This window comes from Amorphus sp. MBR-141 (assembly GCF_053628695.1).
The window spans coordinates 145,110-170,764 of record NZ_JBRJGW010000015.1; the positions used below are offsets into that span (position 1 = coordinate 145,110).

Genomic DNA, 25,655 nt, shown 5'->3' on the forward strand with positions numbered 1-25,655 from the left:
GGCACCGGCAAACTGACGTGCGTGTTTCGGCGGACTTGACGCCACCCGGGCAAAGTCGCACCTGCTGCGCTGAACAAACCGAGAGATGAAGTTGGCCAACGTTTCCGCCACCTCCCAGTCGACCCTGCAGTCGCTCGCCAATCCGACCCGCTTCGTGGCGATCGTCGATCGCGTGCTGCCCTGGCTCGTCGGGCTCACGCTCGTCCTGTTCGCGGTCGGCATCCCGCTCGCCTTCTTCATGGCGCCGGCCGACTATCAGCAGGGCGAGACCGTGCGGATCATGTTCGTGCACGTGCCGGCCGCATGGATCGGCATGTTCTGCTACGTGGTGATGGCATCGGCGGCGCTCGGCAGCCTGGTCTGGAAGCACCCGCTGGGCGACGTGGCGGCGCGTGCCGCCGCCCCGATCGGCGCCGCCTTCACGCTCATCTGCCTGGTCACCGGCTCGCTGTGGGGCCGGCCCATGTGGGGCGCCTGGTGGGTGTGGGATGCGCGGCTGACGTCGATGCTGGTGCTGTTCCTCATGTATCTCGGCCTGATCGCGCTCTGGCACACGATCGAGGACCCGATCCGCGCCGGCCGCGTCGCCGCGATCCTCATCCTGGTGGGGGTCATCAACATCCCGATCATCAAGTTCTCCGTCGACTGGTGGTACACGCTGCACCAGGCGGCGAGCGTGTTCCGCTTCGACGGCCCGACGATCTACGTCACCATGCTGATCCCGCTACTGGTCATGGCGGTGGCGTTCATGGGGCTGTTCGGCGTGCTGCATTTGATGGCGATGAAGAACGAGATCCTGCGCCGGCGCATTCGCGCCATCGGCATGCGGGCGGCCTATGAAGGCCGCCGGGGAGAAGGCTGATGGCGGGGATCGATCATCTCGGCTTCATCGTGGCCGCCTATGCGGTGACCATCGTCGTCCTCGCGGTGTTGATCGCCTGGATCGTCGGGGATGGTCGCCGCCTCAAGCGCCAGCTGGCACGTCTGGAAAGCCGCGGCTATGGCGGCCGCCGCCGCCAGCCGGACGCCGCGTCATGACCTCGGTGGAGAAGAACGGCGGTACGCCGGCCGGCCTCGCCGATCCGCCGGCGGGGCTGCATGGCCCGACGGACGAGCACGAAGCGCAGAAGCCCCGGCGGCTGTGGGTCGTGCTGCTGCCGCTGGTGCTGTTCCTGGCGCTGGCGGGGGTCTTCCTGATGCAGCTGGTCTCGGGCGGCGATCCCTCGAAAATTCCCTCAGCCCTGATCGACAAGCCGGCGCCCCAGACGGCGCTCCCGGCCCTGCCAGGCCTGACCGTGGACGGCGTCCCGGTGCCCGGCCTCGATCCGGCGGACTTCGCCGGCAGGGTCACGATCGTCAACGTCTTCGCGTCCTGGTGCGCGCCCTGCCGGGTCGAGCATCCGCTGCTGATGCAGCTGAAGGCCGAGGGCGGGGCGCGCATGGTCGGCATCGACTACAAGGACCAGCCGGAGAATGCCCTGCGCTTTCTCGGTACCTTCGGGCTGCCGTTCGACGCGGTCGGGGCGGACGTCGATGGCAGGGCCGCCATCGAATGGGGGGTCTACGGCGTTCCGGAGACCTTCATCGTCGGTCCGGATGGGCGGATCCGCTACAAGTTCGTCGGTCCGCTGACCGAGGAGGCCATCGCCGGCCCGTTCGGCGAGGCATTGGCCGCTGCCAGGGCGGACGCCTCCTGACGCGGCGGCGGGACGCGGGCGGTTGATCTTTCGGCGCGTCCACCGTCATTCTGCGCGCCATGACCGACACTGAGCCGAAACCCGATTTCCACTACGTCACGCCGCACGGCGAAGATCGCGAGCGCGCCGTCTGCACCCATTGCGGGTTCGTGTCCTACGAGAACCCGAAGATCGTCGCCGGTTCGGTGGTCCGCGCCGACGGCAAGATCCTGCTGTGCCGCCGGGCGATCCACCCGCGCAAGGGGTTCTGGACGATCCCGGCGGGCTATCTCGAGCTCAACGAGTCTCCCGAGGAAGGGGCCCGCCGGGAGGCCAGCGAAGAGGCCTGCGCCACCATCCGGCTCACCTCGCTGCTCGCCGTCTACACCATCCACCGCCTGTCGCAGGTGCAGATCATCTACCGGGCCGAGCTGGACGGCGCGTTTGCCGCCGGGCCGGAGAGCCTGGAGGTCGCGCTCGTCGACTGGGACGAGATCCCCTGGGGGGAGATCGCCTTCCCCTCGGTGACATGGGCGCTTCATCACGACCGTCACGTCCTGCAGGGCGCGGGTCAGCCTCCGTTCGCCAACCCGGACGGCGCCACGGGGGACCTCGCGTCGTTCGTCGCAAGCCTGGGCGGATCAGACGGCGGCGCCTAGGCGTTGGCGAGAAACGGCTTTCCGGCTCGGAGGTCCAGGCGGGGCTGCGGGGCGGGCGGCCGGGATCTGGAATTGAAGATCCCAACCAGATCAAAGGGTTGTTCCATGTTTTCTGGCGTGCTCGCGCCGTGGCGGTGCGAGATGAAATCCGGACCGGATCCGTATATTTTGACCCGGCGTCACCCGACCGTGACTCGCTATTGAGCGGGTCCATCCGTAGGCTGACGGGATCGAAGTGGCTGCGGTGGCGCCTTCCGGCAAGCAGACCCAGACGGGAAACCAACTCACATGGTCGGACGCAAAGCGGTGCTGTTTCTCGGCCTCGCCGTGATCGCCTTCGGGCTTCCGGCGAAGGCGGACGACGGGTCGTCGAAGGGACCGGCGGTGGTGGAACTGTTCACCAGCCAGGGGTGCTCCTCGTGTCCCCCGGCCGACAAGCTGCTCGGCCGGCTGATGGACGACCAGACGGTGATCGCGCTCACCTATCCGGTGACCCTATGGGACTATCTCGGCTGGCCCGACACGCTGGCGAGCCGCGAGAACACCGAACGACAGTTCGCCTATGCGCAGGTGCGCGGCGACAGCGCCGTCTACACCCCCCAGGTGGTGGTGAACGGCCGCGAGGACGTTGTCGGCAACAACGAGAACGCGGTGCGCCGCGAGATCGACGGCCAGGCCACTCATGGGCTGGCGCCGGCGATCAAGGTCGGCCTGGAGCGTAACGGCGCGGTGCTGGAGCTCCGGATCGGGGCCGCCGCGCCCGGCGCGCCGAAGGCATCGGCGACGATCTGGCTCGGCTCGATCACGCCGGAGGTCAAGGTCGACATCGGACGCGGCGAGAACTCCGGCCGGTCGATCGTCTATCACAACGTCGTTCGCTCGCTGCGGGCGATCGGCATGTGGAAGGGACACCCCGTCTCGATCGACATGCCCATCGACGAGATCAGCCGCGACGGCGGGACGGCGTGCGTGGTGCTGGTGCAGCTCAACGAGCCTGCCGGGCCGGGCGCCATCGTCGGCGCCGCGACGACAAGCTGGCCGGCGCCGGTGGCCAACGCGCGGGTCACGCGCTGATCCCTCCCTCCCGCGCCGCGTGCGGTCAGGCGGAGAAACCTCCGCTCGCGAGATAGGCCTTTTCGGCCTCGGTCGTCTCGCGCCCGAGCACGTCGTTGCGGTGGGGGAAGCGGCCGAACCGGCGCACCGCGTCGAAATGGACCAGCGCGTAGAAGTAGGTGTCCTGGACGCCGGCGGCCCGATAGAGGTCGAGCGAGCGCTCCTGCATCGCCAGATCCTCCGAGTGCATGAACGGCAGGTAGAAGAAGTTGCGAGCCGGCATCGGGTAGGCCTTGTCGAAGCCTCGCGACAGCGCCCGCTCGGCGATCGCAAGCGCCTTGGTATCCGTCGCGAAGGCGCGCGCCGAGCCGCGATGCAGGTTGCGCGGAAGCTGGTCGAGCAGCAGCAGAAGGGCCAGCGTGGTGACGGGGGTCGCCTCCCAGTCATCCAGGTCGCCGCGTGCGGCCCGGTCGTGCAGGTCGCGGAACGGTTCGCAGGCGGCGTCGAACTCCGCGCCGCCGTCGAACCAGGCCGCCGGCCCCGCCGTCCACCAGAAGTCCAGGAGCGCGAGCGCTTCCTCCGGCACGTCTGCATCGGTCATTCGCAATCCCCTACGCGCGGTCGTCGTTGCGGAGCCGTTTTTCCCGGGCGGATCCACCTTTCCGACAGAAAACGGTCACACGGTCGATGTGTCGAGAAGGTCCCGTTCGTTCAGATCTGTGGGCTCCGGACGGGAAGGTCCAGGTCAGAGGCGCACGGCGCCGGTGCGGATCCGACTATAGAGATCGTCGTCGAGGCGGACAAAGCCTGCGGTGACGGGATCGGCGGCGAACAGGGGATCGTGGATGCCTGAGGGGTCGTAGCCTTCCGCGACCAGGTCGACCTTGCGCTGCTTCAGCGTGCCGGTCGTCTCCAGCGCCGGGCGGAAGCGCAGGAACAGCGGCCGCGCGTAGTCCGGCAGCCCTTTGGCGAGCCGCGCGGGGAGGCTGTTGATGTCGAAGTCGTCGTCGACGACCAGGGCGGCCATGCCGGCGCGGCCGTCGCGTCCGGGGATCTCCACCCCGTAGACGGTGGCCTCCAGTACCCCCGGGATCGCGCCGATGATCTGCGCCACCTCGGTCGTCGAGACGTTCTCGCCCTTCCAGCGGAAGGTGTCTCCGATCCGGTCGACGAAGTAGAAATAGCCGCGCGCGTCGCGGCGGACGAGGTCGCCGGTGCGGAACCACCGGTCGCCGGCGCGGAACACGTCGGTGGCGATCTTCCGCGAGGTTTCGGCCGCGTCGGCGTAGCCGTCGAAACGCTGGCTGGGCTTGTTGGGATCGTCGAGGATCTCGCCGATCATCTCGCCCGGCTCGTCCGGGCCGCAGCGGACGCAGAAGCCGTCCGGCCCGCGCTCCGGCATCCGGGTGAGGGGATCGAAGCGCACCACGTCGATGGAGAAGATGGACTTCGCCCAGCCGGGAATGCGGCCGATCGCGCCCACCTTGCCGTCGAAGTTGAAGAGCACTGCGTTGCCCTCGGTGGCGGCGTACCATTCGAGGATCCGGGGGATGGCGAAGCGCGCCTGGAAGGCCTCCCAGATGTCGGCGCCGAGACCGTTTCCGTCCACGATGCGCAGCCTGTGGGCGCGCTCCTTGGGATGGGCAGGCGCGTTCAGCAGATAGCGGCAGAGCTCGCCGATATACTGGAAGATCGTGCAGCCGTTATCGGCGACGTCGTCCCAGAAGCGGGCCGCGGAAAAGCGCTCGGCGATGAACACCGAGCCGCCGACAGTCAGCGTGATGCCGACGCCGAGGACGCCGCCGGCCGAGTGATAGAGCGGCAGGCAGACGTAGATCCGGTCGCGGGCGCGCGCATCCACGGCGGCGGAGAACCCGTTCATGATCGCCTGGACGCGGTAGTGATTGAGGTTGGCGGCCTTCGGCAGGCCGGTGGTGCCGCTGGTGTAGATGTAGAGGCAGCGATCGTTGATGGTGAGCGGCGTGCGTTCATCGGGCGCAAGCGGCGCGTCGGAAACCGCGGCGAGGGCCGGGCCGAGCGCCCGGCCGGCGGGCCCGTCCACCGGGTCGTTGGCCAGGACCCACAGCTCCGGCGGTGCCTCGACGAGCCCGTCCGCCGTCCGGTAGGCATCGAGCAGCGCCGCATCGACGATCGCGAGCTTGGGTTCGACGATCGAAACCGAGTGGGCCAGCGCCTCGCGGCGCAGATGCGTGTTGATCAGCGCGGTGACCCCGCCCGCCCGGGCGATGCCCAGCCAGACGGCGAGATAGTCCGGCCGATTCGGCATGAACAGCACCACGCAGTCGCCCTTGGTGATCCCCTGGGCGTGGGCCCACCTGGCGTAGCGGTTGGCGCGGGCATCGAAGGCGGCGAAGGTGTAGCTCTCACCGGCCGACAGGAGCGCCGGGCGATCGGGAAATCGGCGGGCGAGATCCTCCACGTGGTCGCACCAGGTCCGGTTCGGCGCGCGCGCGATCGGCTTGACGCGCCTCAGAGCCCTGAGCGCGCCCGCGAGATAGGCCCATTCGCTGCGCAGACGAGCGAGCATCGGCGTTTCCTGCCGCCGGCCTCGCCTTCGAGAGCGATTGTCGTGCCGTGCGGACGTTTCCCTTTGAGCCTCTTACGACCAGGTGGTGACGCCCGGACGGTCGCAAAAGGCTCTATGTCTCCGGGGACTATGGCAGACGCGCACCAGGTTGGAAGGGCGAATTCGGTTTGACGCCGGGCACGTCCTCGTGTGGTGGTGAAGCCATGAGCACGCACGCACCGACGCCCGCCACCGCCAACACGGCCTCGGCATCTGAGGAAACCGTTCTCGACCTGAAGGGGCTCAACTGCCCGCTGCCCGTTCTGCGCCTGGCCAAGGCGCTGAGGGGAGCGCGCCCGGGCACTCGGTTCCGGGTGGCCGCGACGGATCCCCTGTCGAAGCTCGACATCCCCCATTTCTGCCGCAGCAAGGGACATGCCGTCGTCGACGGGACCGAGACCGATGGGGTGTTCCTGTTCCTGATCGAGGCCGGCGCAGCCTCCGAGGACGGCTGACCCGCTCAGCCTCAACGGCCCCGAACGCCGGGGATCGCCAGCGGATTGTCGAACATCGCGGATGCATCCGGCGTGTCGACCGCGGGCTTGCCGGTGAAGGCGTCGAACAGCGAGCGCACGAAGCCCTCCGGAAGTCCGTCGACGATGAAGACCAGGCGCGAGGTGCGCGTCCCGTCCGGCCATTCCGGCAGCCGCACCGGCGGATGCAGCACGTGCTGGACCGCGTGCAGCACCAGCGGGCGCTCCGGGTCGTCGGCCAGCTTCACGATGCCCTTCACCCGCAGCAGCTTCGGACCGTGGCTCGCGACCAGCAGGTCCAGGAACATGTCGAGTGCGCGCACCTCGATGGGCCGATCGGTCTCGAGCGTGAACGCGCGCACCCGGTCGGAGTGGCGGTTCACCGGGTGCGCATGGTCGTGGCCATGATCGTGCGCGTGGCCGTGATCGCCGTGATCGGAATGAGTATGACCCTGATGCGCGTGATCCGCGGCCTCCTCGGTCTCGCCGAACCACCTGGCCACGTTCATCGTGCGGGTTTCGTCGTCGTAGAGCCCGGCGCCCAGCAGCGCCGGCACTTCGGCTTCGCCCTTGGCTGCATCCAGGATGCGCGCCAGCGGATTGATGGCATGGAGGCGGGCGCGGAGCGCGGCGACAGCCGGATCGCCGGCCGGCAGCAGGTCGGTCTTGGTGAGAACGATCCGGTCTGCGACGCCGGCCTGGGCGAGGGCTTCCTCGTGCGCGTCGAGGGTGGCCATGCCGTTGACGGCGTCCACGAGGGTGACGACGCCGTCGAGCCGGAACCGCTGGACGAGATAGGGGTGCAGCATCACGGCATGCAGGATCGGGCCGGGATGGGCGAGGCCCGTCGTCTCGATGACGACCCGCGACAGGCGCTCCAGCCGGCCGTTGTCGAGGCGGCGCAGGAAGTCCTCCAGCGTCGAGACGAGCTCGCCGCGCACCGTGCAGCACAGGCAGCCGGACGACAGTTCGATCACGTCGTCGGCGACGTTGGCCACCAGCAGATGGTCAAGCGGGATGTCGCCGAACTCGTTGACGATCACCCCGGCCTGGGCGAGCTCGGGCGCTGCCAGGAGCCGGTTGAGGAGCGTGGTCTTGCCGGCACCCAGAAAGCCGGTGATCACGGTCAGCGGGATGGGCTGCAGGCGCTCTGATCGGGGGGCAGGCATGGTCACCGCGGAAACGTCCTCGACAGGCGAACCGGACCGGTTCGCGCAGGTGCAGTCGGCCGGCGTTCGCACCCGACAACGGTGACGGCGCCTGCCGCCCGCTGACCCCGGCCCGCGGGATTTCGGTTCGGCAGCCGATCAAGGCCGGTTGCGGCCATCTGCGTGCCGGCTCCAGGTTCAATCCCTTGAGCAAGGTCTCCCGGTCCGATCGCTTCGATCTGACCGGGATATGCGCTAGTCCGCCGGCTTCGGCCGCGGAAACCAGGAGACCGTGATGTCGCCCGGAGCGGCGGTGGCGACGGGAACCGGTTCGGACAGCGGTTCCGGCCCGGCCTCTGCGGCGGATGCGGTGGACACCAGCGCCAGCGGGGCGGGGGCCGCCGGGGCCGCGGCGGTGTCGACCGGCGGTCCGCTGTTGGAATGCCGGATGCTGGCCGCGATCGCCATCACCTCGGCCGGATCGATGCGGTCGGCCGAGACCATCATGGAGAACAGCGGGCGAGGCCGCGGCACCGGGATCGACGCAGCCGAGATGGTTTCCATCTCGCCGCTCTCCTCGTCCAGGGCCAGCTGCGGCCCGGTGGCGCCGCCCATGAAGATTTCCGTCGGCGGACCAACCGTCAGGTCGTTGCGCAGATAGGAGATCACCTGGCCGCCCGAGCTGTTGAGGAGCACCGGCTGCTTGCCGCCGGGCAGAAGCTTCGCGAACGGGTCGCGGCTGTTGGCGGCATAGGCGGTGGCCACCTCGTCCTCGTCGAGTTCGTCATAGGCCACGACGTTGGAGCGGTCCGAATAGGCCGTCTTCGGCCGCTTGCCGCCGCACACGATCGGCCGCAGGTCGACCGGCGTTCCGGCCGTCACCGACGCCTTGCGCAGATCGTCGATGCTCTTGCGGTTGCCGGAGAGGAAGCCGGTGCGGGTGCGGAAGCCGATTTCCAGCAGCTTGGCGGTCTCCTCGTTGCGCTCGCGCGACGTGTAGCCGCCGAGCACGATCGCGGCGATCTCCCGCCCGCCCCGCTTCGCCGTCGCGGCGAGGTTGAAGCCGGACGAGCAGATGAAGCCGGTCTTCATGCCGGTCGTGCCGGGGAAATGGGCAACGAGGTAGTTGTGGTTCTTGTAGATGTGATTTCCGAGCTTCAGCGCGGTGATCTGGAAGAGATCGTCGTAGTCGGGGAATTCCTTGCGGATCTGCGTCACGAGAATGGCGAGGTCGCGGGCCGAGGAGACGTGGTTCTTGTCCGGCAGCCCGTGCGGATTGGCATAGTTCGACTGGGTCATGCCGATCCGGCGCGCTTCCCGGTTCATCGCGCGCACGAAGCCCGCCTCGGAGCCTTCCACGGCCTCGCCGAGGGCCACGGCCACATCGTTGGCCGACTTCACCATCAGGATCTTCAGCGCGGTGTCGACGGTGATGACGCTGCCGACCGGAAAGCCCATCTTGCTGGGAGGCGCGCGCAGCGACTCCGCCGAGATGACCACCGGCGACTTGAGCGTGATCCGGCCTTCGTCGATCGCCCGGAAGGTCACGTAGACCGTCATCAGCTTGGTCAGCGAGGCGGGGTACCAGGGCTTGGTGGCATTGTGCTCGTCGAGGATCGCACCGGTGTTCACGTCGAAGACGAGATAGGATCCGATTTCTGCGCGCGCGGGTCCGGCAGCGGCGACGGCGGCAAGACACACCAGCGCGGCAAGCTTGCGAATCCGGCTCAACATAGCTACGCGGTCAGGCAAGAGTCTGCTCCTCGAGCTTGAGGGGTCGCGAGCGTGCGCAAGGCCAAGGCCGTCATAGCCGATGACGCTTCCGGACGCAAAGAATCCATCGAGACTGCGGAAATCGTCGGCCCCACGCGCGCCATGAATTCCGTGCTGATATGGCGAAAGGAGGGCAGTCTTGACCGCGACCCGTGACACGATCGAGCGGAAGCTGACCGAGGCACTGCGGCCGAGCGACATCGACATCGTCGACGAGTCGCACCTGCACGCCGGCCACAGCGGCTGGCGCGAGGGCGGCTCGACCCATTTCCGGGTCCGGGTGGTGTCGGAGGCGTTCACCGGCAAGAGCCGGATCGAGCGGCACCGGATGGTCAACGCGCTGCTGGCCGACGAACTGGCGGGCGGCGTTCACGCGCTGGCTCTGAAGACCCTCGCTCCGGGCGAATAGAGGCCGGTCGCAGGACGATTGCGTCGGTGCGGCCTATTCGGCGGATCGCCGGCGGCGGTCGCGGACGTGGTCGCGCAGCAGGCGCGGAAGCATCACGATGATGCGGCCGTAGCGCGGCGCCAGCCGGCGCGGCTCCTGCAACGTCCGCCACAGCCATTCGAGGCCGCCCTTCTGCATCCAGCGCGGGGCGCGCCGCACGTCGCCCGCAAGGAAGTCGAGGCCGGCGCCGATACAGATCGCGACGCCGCAGTCGATCCGGTCGCAGACGTCGGCCGTCCAGATTTCCTGGGTCGGAGGCCCCAGCGCGACGAACAGGATATCCGGGCGCGCCCGCCGGACGATTTCCGCCGCCACCTGCTGGGCCTCGGGGTCGTCCCTGAAGCCGAACGGCGGGGAGTGCCGGCCGGCGATGGTCAGCCCGGGCGCAGCTAGTCTGAGCGAGGCCTCGGCGCGCGCGAGGCGGTCGTCGGTCGAGCCGATCAGGAAGACGCTCAAGCCCTCGCGGGCCGCCGCCCGGCAGAGCGGCACGATCAGCTCCGAGCCGGAAATGCGGCACGGCAGCGGGTCCTTCGACAGCCGTGCCAGCCAGACGAACGGCATGCCGTCCCCGACCACCAGGTCGGCGCCCTCGTAGGCGGCGCGGAAGGCGGCGTCGGACCTCAGCTTCATCGCGTGATCGAGGTTGCAGGTGAAGACGATCCGCGTCGGCCGCTGGCGCGCCCACCCCAGGATGCGGTCGATCGCCGCGTCGAATGCGATCACGGCGACGTCGATGCCGAACAGTCGGGTGGTTCTGGCCTGGGGCATGTCGATCCGGGTCGAAAGGGAAGACCGGCGGCGGTGCGCGTTCTTGTGCCGGATATCCGCCCGAAATGTATAGTTAATACATTGCTGTCATGAACGGGACTGTTGCCAAGTCGTGTCGTCCGGCAAGGGGCTGGAAGGTGCGGCAAGCCGTGGCGGCCGCCAATCGGACGGCCGGCACCCGTGTCCGGTCCCGAAGAGCGCGGGACCCGCAGGATCGCAGATGGACGATACATCCGACATCCGGCGCGGACCACGACCGGCTGCCGAGCGCTGGAATGAGAGCGACGGCGCGCTCACCAACCCCCTCGTGTGGGTTGTCCGCATCCTGCGCCAGCGGCTGCTGCTCATCGCCGTTATCGTCATCCTCGGCACCGGTGCAAGCGTCGCGCTGGCGCTGTCGCTCGCGCCGAAATACCTGGCGTCGGCGATCGTCGAAATCGATCCGCGCTCCGAAGAGGTGCTCGCCGCCTCCGACCAGAACCGCACCGCCTTCCCGTCGGACATCGTCACCGAGACGGAAGTGCAGGTCATCGGGTCGGAAGCGATCCTGTCGCAAACCATTTCCGATCTCGATCTGGAATATTACCCGGCCATCAACCCGGCCCTCGGCCGCCGGACCGGCCTGCTGGCGCGGATCCTGCCAAAGGCCGACGAGACCGAGCCGACGGACCGGCAGGAGCTGGCGACGCTGATGGTGCGGGCGCTGCGCGAGAACCTCACGGTTTCCCGCGTCGGCCAGTCGAACGTGGTGCGCGTGACGTTCGAATCGAAGTCGCCGAAGCTGTCCGCCGAGGTCGCCAACGGCATCGTCGACGTCTATCTGCAGGACGAGGTCGCGCGCTCGCGCGATCTGTCGCGCAACGCGCTTGGCCTTCTCGGCGAACGCGTCGCCAACCTGCGGCTGGAGGTCGACCGCCGCGAGCAGGCGGTCGAGGACTGGCGGCGGGAATCGGGCATTTCCGATGGCGTCTCGTCGACGGTGCTGCGCGAGCGCATCACCCAGCTGGGCGTCGAGCTGAGCCGCGCGCAGGCGGCCCTCGCCGAAGCCAGTGCCGTGAGCCAGAACGCCGACCGCAACGGCGCCAGCGCCGGCAGCGATCCGCAGGTGGTCGCCTCGCCGCTGATCCAGAGCCTCGTCGAGCGCGAGGCAAACCTGGAGCAGGAGATGTCGCGGCTCAACGCGCTCTACCAGCCGTCGCATCCGAAAGTGATCTCGGCGCGCGCCGCGCTCGAGTCGTTGCGCAGCGCCATCGAGACCGAGACCCGCAACATCTCCTCCAGCCTCGGGCGCAGCCAGCAGATCCAGTCGGAACGGGTGAAGGAGCTGCAGGCCAACGCCGAGGATCTCCGCCAGGAGCTGTCGCGTCAGCGCGAAGCGGAAATCCGCCTGCGCGGGCTGGAACAGGAAGCGGAAGCGTCGCGCGGCGTCTACGAATCCTTTCTGGAGCGCCAGAGCCAGCTGCAGAACCAGATGGGCCTGGAGCGGGCCCGGGCGCGCGTCGTCGCACGGGCGACGCCGCCGCTGGAGCCGAGCGGCCCGAACCGCAAGCTGATCGTCGCGGGCGGGCTGGTGGCGTCGTCGTTCCTGGCGGTTGCGCTCGCCGTCCTGCTGGCTCAGTTCCAGCCGAGCATCCTGGTCTCGGAAGACGTGGAGGACGTGCTCGGCGTGCCGCCGCTTGCGGAAGTCCCCAGGCTGACCGGGGCCGACGACCGGCCGTTTGCGCTCGTCGAGCGGGTGGTCGAGGTGCCCGACGGCCAACTGGCCGAGGCGATCCGCGCGCTCAGGGTGTCGCTGCTGATCGGCCGCGGCCAGGAACGGGCGACGACGGTGATGGTGGCTTCGGGCGAGGATGGCGAGGGCAAGACGACGATCGCGGCCGCGCTCGCGCGGGCCGCGGCGCTGTCGGGCGACCGGGTCCTGCTGATCGACTGCGATCTCGACCGGCCGACGATCCACACCCTGTTCGGCGGCCACGACACCATCGGCATCGCCAACGTGCTCCTCGACAAGGCCGACAGCGAGCGCGCCATCCAGATCGACAGCGCGTCGTCGGCGCTCTATCTGGCCTGCGGCCTGACGGGGTCGGGGACCAAGGAAATCTACCGGTCGCTGAACTGGGAGGACCTGCTGGCGCTGCTTGCCGACCATCTCGATCTGATCATTCTCGACACTCCGTCGCTGGCGCGGGTGCCGGATGCCCGGTTCCTCGCCGGTGTCGTCGACGCGACGCTGGTGGTCGCCAGGGCCCGCCAGACCAGCCGGGAGGGGCTGCGCGAGACCGTCCGCCTCTGCCAGATCCCGGGCGGCACCGCCGAGACCGCCATCGTTCTGAACGCCGTCGAGGCGAGCGAGCGGTTCCGGCTCGGCGGCCGCGAGGCCTGATCGCATCGACGCGACGTGCGCGGCCTCCGTGGGGTCCCCGCATCGCGGTTCCCCTGGTTCGCGCGGGCGGTCTGCTGGCCGCCTGCGGCAGGGACGGGGTCCGGTCGGCATCCGCGGTTTACCCGTCGCTAACCTTAATGCGCGATAGATGGCAGTCGTGCCACCAGCGCAGGCTTTCCCCACTCCGGGTGGCAGCGGGGCTGGCGTGCACGGGGGAGCGGCCGATCGGGCTGGCCACGACGTGGCGGGTGACGTGCGGTGCTCTCCGAGTGGAGCGAGTCCGGTTCGTTGAAGAAACTTGCCCTGGCGATGATCGGCGTGCTTGCGGTGGGCGCCTGCGGACAGATGTCCGCGGGGCGGCAATCCGCGACGGGCTGCGTTCAGCCGACCGAGAGCCGCTCGCCCCGCGTGGTTCCCTGTTCCGGGACGCTCGCGGCCGCAGGCCGCCCGGCACCGATCGTTCCGACGGCCTACGCCGATCCGGGCCTGGCGACCGGCTTCCGGCCGTGGAACGAGGGCGTCGCGTCCGAGTTCCGCTTCGTCATCGGCGACGAGGTGACCATCAATCTGCCCTTCTACGAGGAGGAGAGCGCGACCACGCAGGTCGCCCCCGACGGCCGGATCTACCTCAGCCTGATCGGCAGCGTGGTGGCGGACGGGCGCACCCCGAAGGAACTCGAACAGGAACTCGAGGAGCGTTACCGCAAGTATCTGCGCTTCCCGACCGTCGGCGTGGTGCCGAAGAGCTTCGGCTCGCGCCAGGTGTTCGTCGGCGGCGAGGTCGAGCGGCCGGGCGCGCTCTCCGTCCCCGGGCCGCTCGGGGTCATGGAGGCCGTCATCATGGCCGGCGGCCTCAAGGATACGGCCGGCCTGCGCAAGATCGTCCTGATCCGCCGCAGCCCCGACGACCAGCCGATGATGCGGATCGTCGACCTCGACCAGTTCACCGACAGCGCGGCCCCAGCCGAAAACGTGATATTGCAGCCGTATGACATCGTCTTCGTCCCGCGTTCGACGATCGCCGAAGTGAACCTCTGGGTCGACCAGTTCATCAACAAGACCGTGCCGTTCAGCCGGGGCTTCAGCTACACGATCCAGAAGACGGTCTACTGATGAGCCCGCCCGGTACGCCCACTGATCCTCATGCATCCGGCCAGACCGGTGCGGGGGCAGAGGCGTCGGCGCCGGCGACCCCCATGAAACACGCCGATCAACAGAGCGACGATTCCAGCACCGCGGCAGCCGAGCTGGAGCGGGTGCGCGAGGAACTCGAAGCGATCGATGCCTCCTCGCGCGGGCCGGGCTTCATGGGGTCGCTCATGGGGGCGCTTGGTGCGCGTGCGGGTTCCAGATCCGCCCGCGAGGAGCGCGCGGTCCCCGGGCCGGAGCCAGTTCGGGAGCCTCCCGCCGCCATGGCCCCGGAGCCCCCGTCGCCCGGCTGGGAGGGCGAACGCGATCGTTTCCCGCCGGTGCCGGAGCGGCAGGCCTGGGCCGCGCCGCGTGCCGACGATGCGTCCAGCCGCAGGCTCGCCTACCGGCTGGCGACCCCCGCCCGCTTCGAGACGGGCGATGAGAGCTTCCGCACCCTCGACTGGTCGCTCGGCGGCTTTGCCCTGGCGGCCGGATCCGGCAGCTTCAGGCAGGGCCAGCGCGCCACCGGAACCTTCACCGTCTATCTCGACCAGTTCGTCGTCTCGACCACGGTGACCGCCGAGGTGGTGTACGTCGACCGCAAGCGGCTCGGCTTCCGGTTCACCGAGCTCAGTCACGCGCAGATCCGCATGCTGCGGTCGCTCGCCGGTGCGCTGATGGAAGGCCAGGTGCCATTGACGATCGGCATCGGCGAGGGCGCCCGCCGGCGCCGCATCGACCAGGCGCGTGGCTCTGCCCGGCGCCGGCCGCCGCGCCTGGTGCGGATGCTGTCGAGCCTCCTCAACGGCGTCCTCGTCCTCGTGGTGGTCGGGATCGGCATGTTCATGTTCTTCACCCCCATCGAACCGAGCTTCACGGCCGAGACGGGCGCCATCGCCGCGCCGCAGATCACCGTGACGGCGCCGACGGGCGGCCTGGTCGCCGGCATCGTGGCGAAGAAGGGGGATGAGGTGGTGCCCGGCACGCAGCTCGCCTCCATCGAATCGACCGGCGGTCGGGTAGCTCTCGAAAGCCCCTGCTACTGCGTGGTTCAGACGATTGCGGAGGCAGGCGGCCTCGTTGCCGTCGGCGCGCCGGTGGTGCGCCTGTACGCATCGACCGCCGTGCCGATGGTGCAGGCGGTGTTCGCCCGCGACAGGGCAGACGTGCTGGTTCCGGGCCGGAGGGTGGAGATCCGGCTCCCGTATTCGGCGCGAACGATCATCGGGCAGATCAAGCGGGTGACGCCCAATCTGGACGAGGACTGGATCGGCGTGCCGGCGGCTCTGGGCAATGCGCCGGACCGGGTCGTGGCCTGGATCGAGCCGGATCAGCCGCTGCCGTCCAGCGCGATCGGGGAGCCGGTCGTCGTAACGTTCGAACCGTCGACCGGGCTGTGAGGCCCGTCCGACGGACGTCCGCCGCTGCCGGTCGGCGGGCACGTCCATGACCGGCTGGATCCTCGACAGCAGCTTCAACTTCCTGCCGCAGTCGGTCTGCGTCCTGGCGGGCCTCCTTGCCCTCGTCGCGCTGGCGACCCGGCGGCAGGGGCCGCTGGTGCTGGCCGCCGCCCTGGTCGTCTGCCTGGGTGTCGGGCTTGCCCTCTACAAGGAAACGCTCACGAGCGAGGGCACCGCCGGCGGCGTGCGGGTGATGACCGCGAACCTGCTGTTCAGCAACACCGACGCCACCTCGTTCGCCCAGGCCGTTCGTGCGAGGGATCCGGACGTGCTGGTGGTCCAGGAGCGGGTGCCATTCTGGGTGGAGGCGATCGAGCGCACGCTCGGATCGCAGTATGCGCTCCTCGCGACCAGCACGGCGAGCAACACCGCCATCTATCTGCGCACGGGACGGCAGTCCTGCCCGGTGCCGGAGCTGCGTACGCCGATCGCCGAAAGCGCCGCGCTCGGCTGCGTCGTTGTGGATGGCCTGCCGGTGCTGGTGCTGGGCGTGCATGCGCCCCGGGCGAAGGGGCCGCTGGCCGAGCTCGATCGCACCACCTCGCTCGCCGCCTACCGGGCGACGCTCGGCGAGGCCGGGATGCCGCGCATCGTGGCTGGTGATTTCAACGGCTCGCCGCTGGCGCCCAGCATGGCGGAGTTCCTGCGCCAGACCGCGGTGAGCATGCCGGCGGAGAGGGGCATCTGGTTCGCAGCGTCGTGGCCCGCGGCAGCGGCGGCCGTCGGTGTGCGCATCGACCATGTCCTGGTGAGCGGAGAACTCGCCGCCCAGGTCGTCGGCGTGGGTCCGCCGATTGGCTCCGACCATCTGCCGGTGACGGTGGACGTCGCGCGTCGGGCGCGCTGACGGCTCTAGATTCGCCAGCGGCGGTGGAGCCAGAGCCACTGCTCGGGATGCTCCCGGATCCAGCCCTCCACCACATCGTTCACGAAGGTCATGGTGCCCTCGACGTCGATCTCTCCCTCGCCGTCGCGGGGCAGGTCGAGCGGGCCCTTCAGCTCCATGTAGAACCGCCCGTTCGGCTTGCGCACCGAGCGGGCCGCGTAGACGTTGCATTCGTGTCGCCGGACGAGCTTGGCCAGCAGCGGGTTGGTTTTCGCCGGCCGGCCGAAGAACGGCAGCGTGAGGCCGCGGCCGAACCGCTGGTCGACCAGAATGCCGACGTGTCCGCCCCGGGCCAGGATACCGTCGAGCGCTGCAACGGCCCCCGGCTGGGAGGGAACCAGACCGCCCATGGTGCCGCCGCGTACCACGTCGAGTTCGCGGGCGAGCCGGGCGTTGTTCAGCGGACGGAAGAGGACGGAGACATCCAGCCCGAACGTCGCCGCGCAGACCGGCAGGAGCTCCCAGTTGGCCAGATGCGCGGTGAAGACGACGCACGGCGTCTTGGAATCACGGATCTCCAGGAACTGCTCGATGCCGCTGACGTCGAAGTGTCCGGCTGTCGGGTTGTGGAAGTCGAAGTCGAAGATCTTGTCGAGGAACATGAACTCGGTGGCGGTGCGGCCGAGATTGTCCCACACGCCGTTGAGGATCTGGCGCCGCTCCTTCGCGGACTTCTCCGGATAGGCCGCTTCCAGGTTGTCGCGGCCGACCTTGTCGACGGGCAGCAGCGGACCGATCGTCCGCGATGCCCAGCCGCCGAAGTCGACCGCGGCGCGCGCCGGCAGCAGGCGGATGAGCCGGACGACGCCGACGACGATCTTGCCGAAGATCCAGTCCGCGGCTCGCAGCGCGCGGGCCGTGAGGGCGCGCTTGGAGATCACCGTCTCAGCCCAGCGTCATGACGATCTTGCCGAACACCTTGCGGCTCTCCAGGCGCGCAAGACCCTCCTCGATCTGGTCCAGGGTGATCGACGTGTCGATCACCGGCCGGATGCCCTCGGACATCTTGGCAAGGCCTTCGGCCACGTTCCGGATGGTGCATCCGAACGAGCCGAAGATGCGGTACTGCTGCTGGAACAGCTGCATCAGGTTGATTTCAGCGGTGATGCCGGTGGTCGAGCCGCAGGTGACAAGCCGGCCGCCGCGCTTCAGCGAGAACAGGCTGCCCTGCCAGGTGTCGACGCCGGTGTGCTCGAACACCACGTCGACGCCGCGCTTGCGGGTCAGCTTGCGCACCACGCCTTCGAAGCGCTCGGTGTTGTAGTTGATGACGTGGTCGGCGCCGAGCGCGCGCGCCTTTTCCGCCTTCTCGTCGCTGCCCACGGTGGTGATGACCGTGGCGCCGATGGCCTTGGCCATGCGGATCGCTGCGGTGCCGATGCCGGAGCCGCCGGCCTGGACCAGCACGGTCTCGCCTTCCTCCAGCCTGGCATTGTCGAACAGCATGTGCTGGACGGTGCCGAAGGTGATGGAGGCGCAGGCGGCGTCGATCATGGTGACGTTATCGGGCACCGGCACGCACAGGCGCGCCTTGGTGACCATCCGCTCGCGGGCGAAGCCGTCGAGATGGAAGCCGTGGATGCCGCCGACGTTTTCGCAGAGATTGTCGCGGCCCGCGCGGCAGGCCTTGCATTCGCCGCAGGTCTGGGCGCCGTAGATGGCCACCTTCTGACCGGGCACCAGATCGCTGACGCCCGGGCCGACCTGAACCACGGTTCCGGCCGCCTCCGCGCCGACCACCAGCGGCAGCTTGCGACGGGCGAACGCCATGCCGCGCCAGCCCCAGACGTCGATGTGGTTCAGCGCCACGGCGCCGATCTCGATCAGGACCTCGCCGTCGCCCGGCGCCTCCGGCTCGGGCATGTCGACGATCTTGAGATTGCGGTCGCTGACGAGCTGAAGGGCGCGCATCTTCTGGATGTATCCGTTGGTCTTGAGACGGTGGTCAGGGCCGCCGGTTGATCAGGTTCGCCGACAGCCCGCCGTCGATGGTCAGGACGGAGCCGGTCATGTAACCGGCAAGCGGCGAAAGCACAAATCGGACGAGGTGGGCGATCTCTTCCGGCTGGGCGAGGCGGCCGGCGGGGATCTGGCGCTCCATCTTCTCCCGGTAGGGGAGATAGGGCTCGATGAGGCGCGTTTCCACGAAGCCGGGGGCGATGTAGTTCACCGTCACGCCCTTGCGGGCGATCTCCACGGCCAGCGTGCGGACATAGCCGAGGAGGGCGCCCTTGGTTGCGGCGTAGGTGGCGTTTCCCGACACGCCGTAGTTGGCGGTGATGGATCCAGTTGCGACGATCCGGCCCTGCTTGGCGCGCACCATCGGCCGCATCGCCGCCGCCGCCAGCCGCATGAAGCCGAGCGCGTTGATCTCCATCAGCTCCGCGGCGCGATCGGGATCGATGCTCGCGGCCAGCCGGTCGTAGGACTGGCCGGCGTTGTAGACGAGGCCGTAGGTCGCCTCGTTCTCCTCGATGACCGCCGCAAGGGCCGCCACCGACGCCCGGTCACCGGTGTCGACCTCGTGGACCGCGAAATCAGCCGACGGGTGGGCGGCGCGCAGTTCTGCGGCGACATCCGCCACTTCGCCGTCCGGCGTGCGCGAGGTCAGCGTGATGTCGAAGCCGTCGGCGGCCAGCGCGCGGGCGATGGCCGCGCCGATGCCCCGGCTCGCACCGATGACGTAGACCCGCTTGCCCGCTCCAGGAGACGCTGCGTCGGTCATCGTGCGCCGGCCCGTCAGAACGGTTCGGCCGACAGAAGCAGCGACACGTTCTGACCGCCGAACCCGAACGAGTTCGACATCACCGTGCGGATCGGCACGTCGCGGGCGACGTTCGGGACGAGGTCGAGGGGGATCGTCGGGTCCGGCTCGTCGAGGTTGATGGTCGGCGGCAGCCGGCCGGTCTTCAGCGACAGCACCGAGAACACCGCCTCGACGGCGCCGGCGGCGGTGATCGTGTGGCCGATCATCGACTTGTTGGACGAGACCGGAATCGACGGCAGCGCGTCCTCGAACACGGCCGCCAGCGCCAGGTATTCCATCTTGTCGTTTTCCGGCGTGGCCGTGCCGTGGGCGTTGACGTAGTCGATGTCCTCCACCGACATGTCCGCGTCCTTCAGCGCCTCGCGGAACACGCCGATGATCGACGAGCCGTCGGGCTTGGAGCGGGTGCGATGGAAGTCGTCGGCGCGCTCGCCGATGCCTGAGACGATGGCCAGCACCTCGGCGCCGCGGGCCCGGGCGCTCTCGAGGCTCTCCAGCACGAACGCGCCGCCGCCTTCGGCAACGACGAACCCGTCGCGGTTCTTGGCGAACGGCTTCGACGCCTTCTCCGGCGGATCGTTCTGGGTGGAGAGCGCCGACAGCAGCGAAAAGCGCACCACGGTCTCCGGATGCACCGAGCCGTCGGCGGCCAGGCACAGGGCGGCGTCGCAGTCGCCGCGCCGGATCGCCTCGACGCCGAGCTGGATTGCGGTGGCGCCCGATGCGCAGGCGGTCGTCAGCGAGATCGGGGCGCCCTGGGTGCCGAAGCGGTCGGCGACGCGCTCCTCCACCCCGGCGAACGAGAAGGCACGGTGCATGCCCACCCAGTCACCGTGGCGCACGCCGTCCAGCATGCGCTTCCAGCCTTCGCCGCTCTGGCCGGCCTCGTAGAGCGCCAGCCGGTGCTTCCATTCCAGCTCGACCGGCGGCACGGCAATGAACAGCGGCCCGGGAAAGCTGCCGGAGGTCGGCAGGCCGGCCTGGGCCAGCGCTTCCTCGCCCGCCAGCACGGCAAGCTTTTCCGTCAGCGCCGGTGCGCAGAGATCGTCCAGGTCGAGAAAGTCGATGGTTCCGGCAACGGTGGTGCGCAGTCCTTCGGTGGGAAAGCGGGTGATGCGCTTGAGGCCGGACTTGCCGCCGGTCAGCGCCGCCCAGTTGTCGTCCTTGCCCTGGCCGAGCGAGGTGACGACGCCGAGCCCGGTGACGGCGACGATCGGGCGGCCTTTGTGATCGCGGGTGGCGCTGCTCATGGTCTCATTCCGATCTGGATCAGGTCCGGCTCGGTCGGAGGCGGTCCGAACCGGGCATGATCAAGCGAGTGATCCGGTGCCGTTTCTGGCCGACCGGGCGTCCGCACCCGATCGAAAATTGCATCTAGCAGGTTCGAGCCCGCGCGGACGGTCGGTCAGGACTCCGAACCCAGAATGGTCAGGCTCTCGCCGCGCCAGGAGCCCCAGCCGGTGACGGCGACGGTGGCAGGGGCCTCGCGCGCCTCCGCCTCGGCATCGCTGTCGGAAAACGGCGGATAGAACGTGCCTGCGGAGAGGGCGGCTGCGGCAAGCGCCACGCCCGCCGGCATCTGCGCCTCCATGCCGTGGCCCATCAGCGAGCCGATGCCGCGCACATAGGTGGGCCGGCCGGCGGACATGCCGGCGATCATCTCGCGCTCGAGGCGCACCGCCTCGGGCACGCCGCTGGTGCCGGACAGCAGCCCGACCGGAGCATCGCCCGCAGCCGCCTCCAGGCGCTCGACCTGGCGGGCGATGCGCGCCTGGTAGCGCTCCGAACCGTCGCGGGCGCCGCGGTCGGTGACGACGTCGTCGATGTGGGCATAGATCCTGGCGCCGCGCGCCTCGGCGTGCTCGCGGCTCTCGATGACCAGGAAGGCGCCCATCGAGGCGGGAACCATGCCGCCGTCCTGGCCGGTGCGGTGCCAGATGTCCGGCACGTCGTCGCCCGTCCAGAGCCCGCCCGACATGGCGAGGAAGACCATCATGTCGTAGCGCGCCGCGTTGTAGGCGCCGCCAACGAGGAAGAGGTCGTTCTGGCCGGCGCGGATCTGCCGCCAGGCCGTCTCGATGGCCATCGCGCCGCCGAGTTCCTCGCCCATGAAGGTGCGCGACGAGCCGGTGACATGGTGGACGATGGAGATGTTGCCGGCGAGCAGGTTCGACAGCTGCGCCAGGAACAGGGTCGGGCGCAGGTCGGACATCAGCCGGTCGTTGACGAAGGCGCCGGGGTCCGGCGCCTGGCGCCAGCCCTCGACGATGTCGCCGTCGACGGTCGCGTCGCGCTCGCCGCCACCCGCGGCGACGATGAGGTTCATGCGCTCGAGATAGTCGGTCTCCCCGGCAAGGCCCGCGTCGGTCAGCGCCAGCCCGGCCGCATAAGTGCCGTAGCGCTGCCAGTTCTCCATCTGGCGCTGGTCGCCGCGCCGCGGGATCTGGGTCGACAGGTCGATGTCGACCAGCGGATGGACGGGGTAGGGGGCATAGGTCTCGGTGTCGAGCTGCGGCTTCGGGCGATCCGTGCCGCTCAGGATCCGGGTGTGCGCCTCGATCCCGTCGGCGAGCGACGAGACGAGGCCGATGCCGGTGATGACGGCGTCGCGCGGATGTGCGGACATGCTCAGCTCACGCTCCCGGCCAGCCCGATCGCTTCGGCCTGGCTTCGCATCATCGCCTCGAACGTGGGGGTCGGGAACGCCATCGTCTTGAAGGTGAGCGTGGCGTCGCAGACCCGCTTGCCGTCCACGGCGATCTGGGCGTTGGTCACCGAGAAGCCCGATCCGTCGTGGGCGAGCGTCGCGGTGATCACCAGTTGGGTTCCCGGCTCGATGAAGGTCCGCAGCTTGCCCTGCTTCACGCCGGCGAGGAAGGGCATGCGGGTGAAGTCGTTGTGGGCGAGAACGAGATAGCCCGACGCCTGGGCCATCGTCTCGATCAGCAACACCCCGGGCACCAGCGGGTGGCCGGGGAAATGCCCTTCGAAGACCGTGCTCTGCATCGGCACGGTCGAGCGGGCTTCGATGCGATTCGCGGTCCCGTCGTAGGCGGTGACCTCATCGATCATCTGGAAATATTCGAGACGCATGAGATCGGCTCAGCCCTTGGCTGCGACCAGCTCGTCGATGCGCGCGCAGAGGTTTTTCAGGACGAAGTAGTCCTCGGCGGCAGCGTTGCCGCTGTTGACCTCTTCGGTCCAGGATTCGAGCGGAATCTTGATGCCGAACTGCTTGTCGATCGCGAAGACGATGTCGAGGAAATCGAGGCTGTCGATGCCCAGGTCATCGATGGCGTGGCTCTCCGGCGTGATGGTATCGCGCGGCAGCTCGCACGTCTCGGCAATGATGTCCGCGACTTTGTCGAAGGTCGAATCCATCGAACGCACAACTCCTTGCTGTGTTCAGGCGGGGTAGGCCGCCCGGACGGAACCGATCGACCGGAGGCACCCGCTGCCTCTCGCGGCCACTTCAGCGGGGTCGAGCGGCGGATCGGCGGGAAACGGTTTGCAATGGGCAATCGCGGCCGAACCGGAACGGGGACCGGAGGGGTCCACGCACGGCGCGCCCGCGACGCGTCATTATTGGAGGCGTTCCTTAGCACAAGTCATGCCTTATGGAACACCATATGCGGCTGGCCGTCGCGCCGTCTGCGATGCACCGGCCGGCCGGCATTTCTACTGCTGGCTCAGGCCGCCGAACAGCGTCGGCATGTCGAGCGGCCTGAAACCGTAGTGCGAGAGCCAGCGCACGTCCGCCTCGAAGAAGGCGCGCAGGTCCGGCATCCCGTATTTGAGCATGGCGAGGCGGTCGATGCCCATGCCCCAGGCGAAGCCCTGGTAGCGGTCCGGATCGAGCCCGCAGTTCCTGAGCACGTTCGGGTGCACCATGCCGCAGCCAAGGATTTCCAGCCAGTCGTCGCCCTCGCCGAAGCGGATCTCGCTGCCGGTGCGGCGACAGCGGATGTCCACCTCCATCGACGGCTCCGTGAACGGGAAGAACGACGGGCGGAAGCGCATCTGCGCGTTGTCGACCTCGAAGAACGCCTTGCAGAATTCCTCCAGGATCCATTTCAACTGGCCGATGTTGGCATTCTCGTCGATCACCAGACCCTCGACCTGATGGAACATCGGCGTATGCGTCTGGTCCGAATCGCAGCGATAGGTCCGCCCCGGGACGATGATGCGGATCGGCGGCTCCACGGTCTCCATGGTGCGGATCTGCACCGGCGACGTATGGGTGCGCAGGAGCAGCCGCGAGCCGTCCTCCTTCTCGTTGAAGAAGAACGTGTCGTGCATGTCCCTGGCCGGGTGGCCTTCGGGGAAGTTCAGGGCGGTGAAGTTGTAGTAGTCAGTCTCGATGTCCGGTCCTTCGGCGATCGCGAAGCCCAGATCGGCGAAGATCGCGGTCAGTTCGTCCATCACCTGGGTCACCGGATGGATCCGGCCGGTCTCGATCGGCGCCGGGCGGACCGGCAGCGTCACGTCGACGGTCTCGGCGGTCAGGCGGGCGGTGAGGGCCGCGTCCTGCAGGTGGGCGCGGCGCAGGCCGACGGCCTCGGTGATGCGGGTCTTCAGGCCGTTGACGGCGGGCCCGACGGCGCGCCGGGTGTCCGGGTCGAGCTTGCCGAGTTCCTTCAGCCGTTCGGATACCACGCCCTTCTTGCCGAGGGCATGGATCCGGACCTCCTCGAGATCGGCATCGGTCTCGCTCGCCGCGATACGGGCCGTGAGCTCGGCTTCCAGCGTCGCCAGGTCTTCGGGCATTGTGTCGGGTGCGGTGTCGGTCATCGTCAGTCCTTGTCGGCGCCGAATCGGGCAGGCGTGCGGCATGGTCGTGGCAGTCGGCAGCTCCGGCCGGAGCGAGGAGCGCATCTCGTCCGCGGCAACCAGGTCACGCTGGCTTCCGGCCGGCCATGGCCGTCCGAAAATGAACGTGACCCGGCCCCACGGGCCGAGGCGCACCACGGGTGCAACGCCGTCTCCAGGCGCCTGCATCCCGCGCGTTGGTCCGAGCTATAGAAATCGTGGACGGTTTCTGCAATGCGGACGCGGGCGAAAGCGTGTGCGCCAATGTCGTGTCGCCACGGAAAGCCGGCCGGATCGAGCCGCCTCTGCCCCGTGGAGTTCCTGATGTCCCCGCCGACCCGTTCCGATCTTCCGGCCGCTGTGCCGCCGCCGATGGCCTGGCGGCGGCGTCTCCGGCTCTGGGTCGAGCTCGTGCTGCTGTTCGTCGTGGCGCCGCCGCTGGTCTTCCTCGTCGCGCGCGAACTCCATGTCCGTGTCTTCGTGGTCATGGCCGCGGTCCTGCCGATCTTCATCGTGCTGCTGATCGGCGACCGGCGGTTCTCCTGGGGCGCGACGTTCGCCGCCCCCGTGCGGATGCGCGATTTCACCCCCGTGCTGGCGCTGTTCGTGCCGGTCGCGGCGGCAACCTTTCTGTTCGTCTACCTGTTGCTGCCGGGGCGGTTCCTGGCGCTGCCGCGCTATCGGCCGGACCTGTGGCTGACGATCATGATCTTCTATCCGCTCGCCTCGGCAGCCAGCCAGGAACTGATCTACCGGGTGCTGTTCTTCCATCGCTACGGCGGGCTGTTCGCCGGCCATCGCCAGGCGATGATCCTGACCAATGCGGTGCTGTTCGGGGCGGCCCACATCCTGTTCGGAAACTGGATCGCCATCGTCCTGACGGGCGTGGGCGGGATCCTGTTCGCGTGGCGCTACGACCAGACGCGGTCGTTCTGGCCGGTGTGGCTGGAACACAGCCTCTACGGGAATCTCATCTTCACCGTCGGGCTGGGGCGCTATCTTTACTCCGGATCGTGAAGCTTGAGCGGGGAGGAACTTTCCGGGTGCCTGTGCGTCGTTCACCAGCACACGACAGCAACAAGTCCCCGTACATCAACGGGACGGGGTGGCGAGACGGGAGAGGTCATGCGGCCGGAAATCCAGGGTATCGTCGAATCCGTCCTCTACACCGACGACATCGAGGCCACGGCCGCGTTCTACGAGGACGTGCTGGGGCTGGAACGCGTCGCCGATCATGAGGGAATGCGGGTGTTCAGGGCGGGCACCGCCCAGAACCTGCTCCTGTTCGACCGGCGGAGCGCCGAGGCCGACAAGGACCTCCCTGGCGGGCTGGTGCCCGGCCACCGTTGCGATGGGCCGGGCCACATCGCCTTTCACATCGCCATCGCCGACTACGACGCATGGAGGGAGGCGCTTCGCGCCCGCGGCGTCGCCATCGCCAGCGAGGTGACGTGGCCGGGCGGCGGCCGCAGCCTCTACCTCGACGATCCGGCCGACAACGTGGTCGAACTCGCCACGCCGGGGCTGTGGCCGAATTTCTAGAGCGTTTCCTTGTTTATCTGAATCGGGGGGGATTCCTGTTCGGGGCGTTTTGTGATTCAAGATGCTGGCTGGGGTGGAGGCCAGCATCTGAT

The 25,655-nt window shown here is 68.8% G+C and carries 26 protein-coding genes; 13 read left to right on the forward strand and 13 right to left on the reverse strand.

The features are described from left to right. Positions 1 to 85: 85 nt before the first annotated feature. The 5 genes from ACSSVZ_RS19305 (at position 86) to ACSSVZ_RS19325 (ending at position 3,409) form a co-directional block, all read left to right on the forward strand. Positions 86 to 862: a heme ABC transporter permease gene (locus ACSSVZ_RS19305; RefSeq protein WP_453972365.1), complete on the forward strand. Its 777-nt coding sequence runs from the start codon at positions 86 to 88 to the stop codon at positions 860 to 862. Next, positions 862 to 1,038, forward strand: a complete 177-nt coding sequence (gene ccmD, locus ACSSVZ_RS19310; RefSeq protein ID WP_453972366.1) for a heme exporter protein CcmD — start codon at positions 862 to 864, stop codon at positions 1,036 to 1,038. Before ACSSVZ_RS19305 ends, ccmD begins: the two co-directional genes overlap by 1 nt. After that, on the forward strand, positions 1,035 to 1,697 hold the full coding sequence (locus tag ACSSVZ_RS19315; RefSeq protein ID WP_453972367.1) for a DsbE family thiol:disulfide interchange protein: 663 nt from the start codon (positions 1,035 to 1,037) through the stop codon (positions 1,695 to 1,697). Before ccmD ends, ACSSVZ_RS19315 begins: the two co-directional genes overlap by 4 nt. A gap of 59 nt (positions 1,698 to 1,756) precedes the next feature. Next, positions 1,757 to 2,335: an NUDIX domain-containing protein gene (locus ACSSVZ_RS19320; protein ID WP_453972368.1), complete on the forward strand. Its 579-nt coding sequence runs from the start codon at positions 1,757 to 1,759 to the stop codon at positions 2,333 to 2,335. Between the two features lie 288 nt (positions 2,336 to 2,623). Beyond that, the gene (locus ACSSVZ_RS19325) at positions 2,624 to 3,409 is read left to right on the forward strand and encodes a DUF1223 domain-containing protein (RefSeq protein ID WP_453972369.1); all 786 of its coding nucleotides are present in this window, start codon (positions 2,624 to 2,626) and stop codon (positions 3,407 to 3,409) included. A gap of 25 nt (positions 3,410 to 3,434) precedes the next feature. Here ACSSVZ_RS19325 and ACSSVZ_RS19330 read toward each other — a convergent pair whose 3' ends face one another. Next, positions 3,435 to 3,989 (reverse strand): DUF924 family protein, encoded by a 555-nt coding sequence (locus ACSSVZ_RS19330; protein WP_453972370.1) that lies wholly within the window; start codon positions 3,987 to 3,989, stop codon positions 3,435 to 3,437. Between the two features lie 144 nt (positions 3,990 to 4,133). After that, positions 4,134 to 5,936: a long-chain-acyl-CoA synthetase gene (locus tag ACSSVZ_RS19335; RefSeq protein ID WP_453972371.1), complete on the reverse strand. Its 1,803-nt coding sequence runs from the start codon at positions 5,934 to 5,936 to the stop codon at positions 4,134 to 4,136. Positions 5,937 to 6,139: 203 nt separating this feature from the next. On the opposite strand from ACSSVZ_RS19335, the gene ACSSVZ_RS19340 reads away from it, so the two are divergent. Further along, positions 6,140 to 6,430 (forward strand): sulfurtransferase TusA family protein, encoded by a 291-nt coding sequence (locus ACSSVZ_RS19340; RefSeq protein ID WP_453972372.1) that lies wholly within the window; start codon positions 6,140 to 6,142, stop codon positions 6,428 to 6,430. An 11-nt stretch (positions 6,431 to 6,441) separates the two neighbouring features. Here ACSSVZ_RS19340 and ACSSVZ_RS19345 read toward each other — a convergent pair whose 3' ends face one another. Continuing rightward, a complete protein-coding gene (locus ACSSVZ_RS19345) occupies positions 6,442 to 7,617 on the reverse strand; it encodes a CobW family GTP-binding protein (RefSeq protein ID WP_453972395.1) in 1,176 nt (391 codons plus the stop codon). A 234-nt stretch (positions 7,618 to 7,851) separates the two neighbouring features. Next, on the reverse strand, positions 7,852 to 9,348 hold the full coding sequence (locus tag ACSSVZ_RS19350; RefSeq protein WP_453972373.1) for a D-alanyl-D-alanine carboxypeptidase family protein: 1,497 nt from the start codon (positions 9,346 to 9,348) through the stop codon (positions 7,852 to 7,854). A 160-nt stretch (positions 9,349 to 9,508) separates the two neighbouring features. On the opposite strand from ACSSVZ_RS19350, the gene ACSSVZ_RS19355 reads away from it, so the two are divergent. Further along, on the forward strand, positions 9,509 to 9,778 hold the full coding sequence (locus ACSSVZ_RS19355) for a BolA family protein (protein WP_453972374.1): 270 nt from the start codon (positions 9,509 to 9,511) through the stop codon (positions 9,776 to 9,778). 33 nt (positions 9,779 to 9,811) lie between these two features. Here the strand turns inward: ACSSVZ_RS19355 and ACSSVZ_RS19360 are convergent, their stop codons facing one another. Next, positions 9,812 to 10,585, reverse strand: coding sequence for a WecB/TagA/CpsF family glycosyltransferase (locus tag ACSSVZ_RS19360; protein WP_453972375.1), 774 nt, complete (start codon positions 10,583 to 10,585; stop codon positions 9,812 to 9,814). 220 nt (positions 10,586 to 10,805) lie between these two features. Here ACSSVZ_RS19360 and ACSSVZ_RS19365 point away from each other — a divergent pair, with 220 nt between their 5' ends. From ACSSVZ_RS19365 to ACSSVZ_RS19380, 4 genes are all read left to right on the forward strand, one after another. Next, on the forward strand, positions 10,806 to 12,968 hold the full coding sequence (locus tag ACSSVZ_RS19365; RefSeq protein ID WP_453972376.1) for a GumC family protein: 2,163 nt from the start codon (positions 10,806 to 10,808) through the stop codon (positions 12,966 to 12,968). A 288-nt stretch (positions 12,969 to 13,256) separates the two neighbouring features. Continuing rightward, the gene (locus ACSSVZ_RS19370) at positions 13,257 to 14,081 is read left to right on the forward strand and encodes a polysaccharide biosynthesis/export family protein (protein ID WP_453972377.1); all 825 of its coding nucleotides are present in this window, start codon (positions 13,257 to 13,259) and stop codon (positions 14,079 to 14,081) included. Between the two features lie 83 nt (positions 14,082 to 14,164). Then, positions 14,165 to 15,499, forward strand: a complete 1,335-nt coding sequence (locus ACSSVZ_RS19375) for a PilZ domain-containing protein (protein ID WP_453972378.1) — start codon at positions 14,165 to 14,167, stop codon at positions 15,497 to 15,499. 46 nt (positions 15,500 to 15,545) lie between these two features. Continuing rightward, entirely contained in the window at positions 15,546 to 16,406 is an 861-nt protein-coding gene (locus ACSSVZ_RS19380; RefSeq protein WP_453972379.1) for an endonuclease/exonuclease/phosphatase family protein, read from the forward strand. 5 nt (positions 16,407 to 16,411) lie between these two features. Here the strand turns inward: ACSSVZ_RS19380 and ACSSVZ_RS19385 are convergent, their stop codons facing one another. The 8 genes from ACSSVZ_RS19385 to pheS form a co-directional block, all read right to left on the reverse strand. Further along, positions 16,412 to 17,326, reverse strand: coding sequence for a lipid A biosynthesis lauroyl acyltransferase (locus ACSSVZ_RS19385; RefSeq protein ID WP_453972380.1), 915 nt, complete (start codon positions 17,324 to 17,326; stop codon positions 16,412 to 16,414). A 4-nt stretch (positions 17,327 to 17,330) separates the two neighbouring features. Then, positions 17,331 to 18,356, reverse strand: a complete 1,026-nt coding sequence (locus ACSSVZ_RS19390; RefSeq protein ID WP_453972381.1) for a zinc-binding dehydrogenase — start codon at positions 18,354 to 18,356, stop codon at positions 17,331 to 17,333. Positions 18,357 to 18,390: 34 nt separating this feature from the next. After that, positions 18,391 to 19,170 (reverse strand): SDR family NAD(P)-dependent oxidoreductase, encoded by a 780-nt coding sequence (locus ACSSVZ_RS19395; RefSeq protein WP_453972382.1) that lies wholly within the window; start codon positions 19,168 to 19,170, stop codon positions 18,391 to 18,393. Between the two features lie 14 nt (positions 19,171 to 19,184). After that, a complete protein-coding gene (locus ACSSVZ_RS19400) occupies positions 19,185 to 20,462 on the reverse strand; it encodes a beta-ketoacyl-ACP synthase (protein ID WP_453972383.1) in 1,278 nt (425 codons plus the stop codon). 155 nt (positions 20,463 to 20,617) lie between these two features. Next, entirely contained in the window at positions 20,618 to 21,838 is a 1,221-nt protein-coding gene (locus ACSSVZ_RS19405; protein WP_453972384.1) for a beta-ketoacyl-ACP synthase, read from the reverse strand. Positions 21,839 to 21,840: 2 nt separating this feature from the next. Continuing rightward, positions 21,841 to 22,305 (reverse strand): 3-hydroxyacyl-ACP dehydratase FabZ family protein, encoded by a 465-nt coding sequence (locus ACSSVZ_RS19410; protein WP_453972385.1) that lies wholly within the window; start codon positions 22,303 to 22,305, stop codon positions 21,841 to 21,843. 9 nt (positions 22,306 to 22,314) lie between these two features. Further along, positions 22,315 to 22,593, reverse strand: coding sequence for an acyl carrier protein (locus ACSSVZ_RS19415; protein ID WP_453972386.1), 279 nt, complete (start codon positions 22,591 to 22,593; stop codon positions 22,315 to 22,317). Between the two features lie 297 nt (positions 22,594 to 22,890). After that, positions 22,891 to 24,003: a phenylalanine--tRNA ligase subunit alpha gene (gene pheS, locus ACSSVZ_RS19420; RefSeq protein ID WP_453972387.1), complete on the reverse strand. Its 1,113-nt coding sequence runs from the start codon at positions 24,001 to 24,003 to the stop codon at positions 22,891 to 22,893. 342 nt (positions 24,004 to 24,345) lie between these two features. On the opposite strand from pheS, the gene ACSSVZ_RS19425 reads away from it, so the two are divergent. Further along, the gene (locus ACSSVZ_RS19425; protein ID WP_453972388.1) at positions 24,346 to 25,038 is read left to right on the forward strand and encodes a CPBP family intramembrane glutamic endopeptidase; all 693 of its coding nucleotides are present in this window, start codon (positions 24,346 to 24,348) and stop codon (positions 25,036 to 25,038) included. A 108-nt stretch (positions 25,039 to 25,146) separates the two neighbouring features. Beyond that, entirely contained in the window at positions 25,147 to 25,563 is a 417-nt protein-coding gene (locus ACSSVZ_RS19430) for a VOC family protein (protein WP_453972389.1), read from the forward strand. Positions 25,564 to 25,655 lie beyond the last annotated feature (92 nt).

What these genes read in the sequence shown, in the direction of transcription:
- pheS (WP_453972387.1), bottom strand. Translation starts at nt 24,003, where the DNA reads ATGACCGACACCGCACCCGACACAATGCCCGAAGACCTGGCGACGCTG.
- ACSSVZ_RS19360 (WP_453972375.1), bottom strand. Translation starts at nt 10,585, where the DNA reads ATGCCCCAGGCCAGAACCACCCGACTGTTCGGCATCGACGTCGCCGTG.
- ACSSVZ_RS19425 (WP_453972388.1), top strand. Translation starts at nt 24,346, where the DNA reads ATGTCCCCGCCGACCCGTTCCGATCTTCCGGCCGCTGTGCCGCCGCCG.
- ACSSVZ_RS19320 (WP_453972368.1), top strand. Translation starts at nt 1,757, where the DNA reads ATGACCGACACTGAGCCGAAACCCGATTTCCACTACGTCACGCCGCAC.
- ACSSVZ_RS19305 (WP_453972365.1), top strand. Translation starts at nt 86, where the DNA reads ATGAAGTTGGCCAACGTTTCCGCCACCTCCCAGTCGACCCTGCAGTCG.
- ccmD (WP_453972366.1), top strand. Translation starts at nt 862, where the DNA reads ATGGCGGGGATCGATCATCTCGGCTTCATCGTGGCCGCCTATGCGGTG.
- ACSSVZ_RS19410 (WP_453972385.1), bottom strand. Translation starts at nt 22,305, where the DNA reads ATGCGTCTCGAATATTTCCAGATGATCGATGAGGTCACCGCCTACGAC.
- ACSSVZ_RS19315 (WP_453972367.1), top strand. Translation starts at nt 1,035, where the DNA reads ATGACCTCGGTGGAGAAGAACGGCGGTACGCCGGCCGGCCTCGCCGAT.
- ACSSVZ_RS19395 (WP_453972382.1), bottom strand. Translation starts at nt 19,170, where the DNA reads ATGACCGACGCAGCGTCTCCTGGAGCGGGCAAGCGGGTCTACGTCATC.
- ACSSVZ_RS19335 (WP_453972371.1), bottom strand. Translation starts at nt 5,936, where the DNA reads ATGCTCGCTCGTCTGCGCAGCGAATGGGCCTATCTCGCGGGCGCGCTC.
- ACSSVZ_RS19405 (WP_453972384.1), bottom strand. Translation starts at nt 21,838, where the DNA reads ATGTCCGCACATCCGCGCGACGCCGTCATCACCGGCATCGGCCTCGTC.
- ACSSVZ_RS19430 (WP_453972389.1), top strand. Translation starts at nt 25,147, where the DNA reads ATGCGGCCGGAAATCCAGGGTATCGTCGAATCCGTCCTCTACACCGAC.
- ACSSVZ_RS19330 (WP_453972370.1), bottom strand. Translation starts at nt 3,989, where the DNA reads ATGACCGATGCAGACGTGCCGGAGGAAGCGCTCGCGCTCCTGGACTTC.
- ACSSVZ_RS19345 (WP_453972395.1), bottom strand. Translation starts at nt 7,617, where the DNA reads ATGCCTGCCCCCCGATCAGAGCGCCTGCAGCCCATCCCGCTGACCGTG.
- ACSSVZ_RS19365 (WP_453972376.1), top strand. Translation starts at nt 10,806, where the DNA reads ATGGACGATACATCCGACATCCGGCGCGGACCACGACCGGCTGCCGAG.
- ACSSVZ_RS19390 (WP_453972381.1), bottom strand. Translation starts at nt 18,356, where the DNA reads ATGCGCGCCCTTCAGCTCGTCAGCGACCGCAATCTCAAGATCGTCGAC.
- ACSSVZ_RS19325 (WP_453972369.1), top strand. Translation starts at nt 2,624, where the DNA reads ATGGTCGGACGCAAAGCGGTGCTGTTTCTCGGCCTCGCCGTGATCGCC.
- ACSSVZ_RS19380 (WP_453972379.1), top strand. Translation starts at nt 15,546, where the DNA reads ATGACCGGCTGGATCCTCGACAGCAGCTTCAACTTCCTGCCGCAGTCG.
- ACSSVZ_RS19340 (WP_453972372.1), top strand. Translation starts at nt 6,140, where the DNA reads ATGAGCACGCACGCACCGACGCCCGCCACCGCCAACACGGCCTCGGCA.
- ACSSVZ_RS19375 (WP_453972378.1), top strand. Translation starts at nt 14,165, where the DNA reads ATGAAACACGCCGATCAACAGAGCGACGATTCCAGCACCGCGGCAGCC.
- ACSSVZ_RS19415 (WP_453972386.1), bottom strand. Translation starts at nt 22,593, where the DNA reads ATGGATTCGACCTTCGACAAAGTCGCGGACATCATTGCCGAGACGTGC.
- ACSSVZ_RS19400 (WP_453972383.1), bottom strand. Translation starts at nt 20,462, where the DNA reads ATGAGCAGCGCCACCCGCGATCACAAAGGCCGCCCGATCGTCGCCGTC.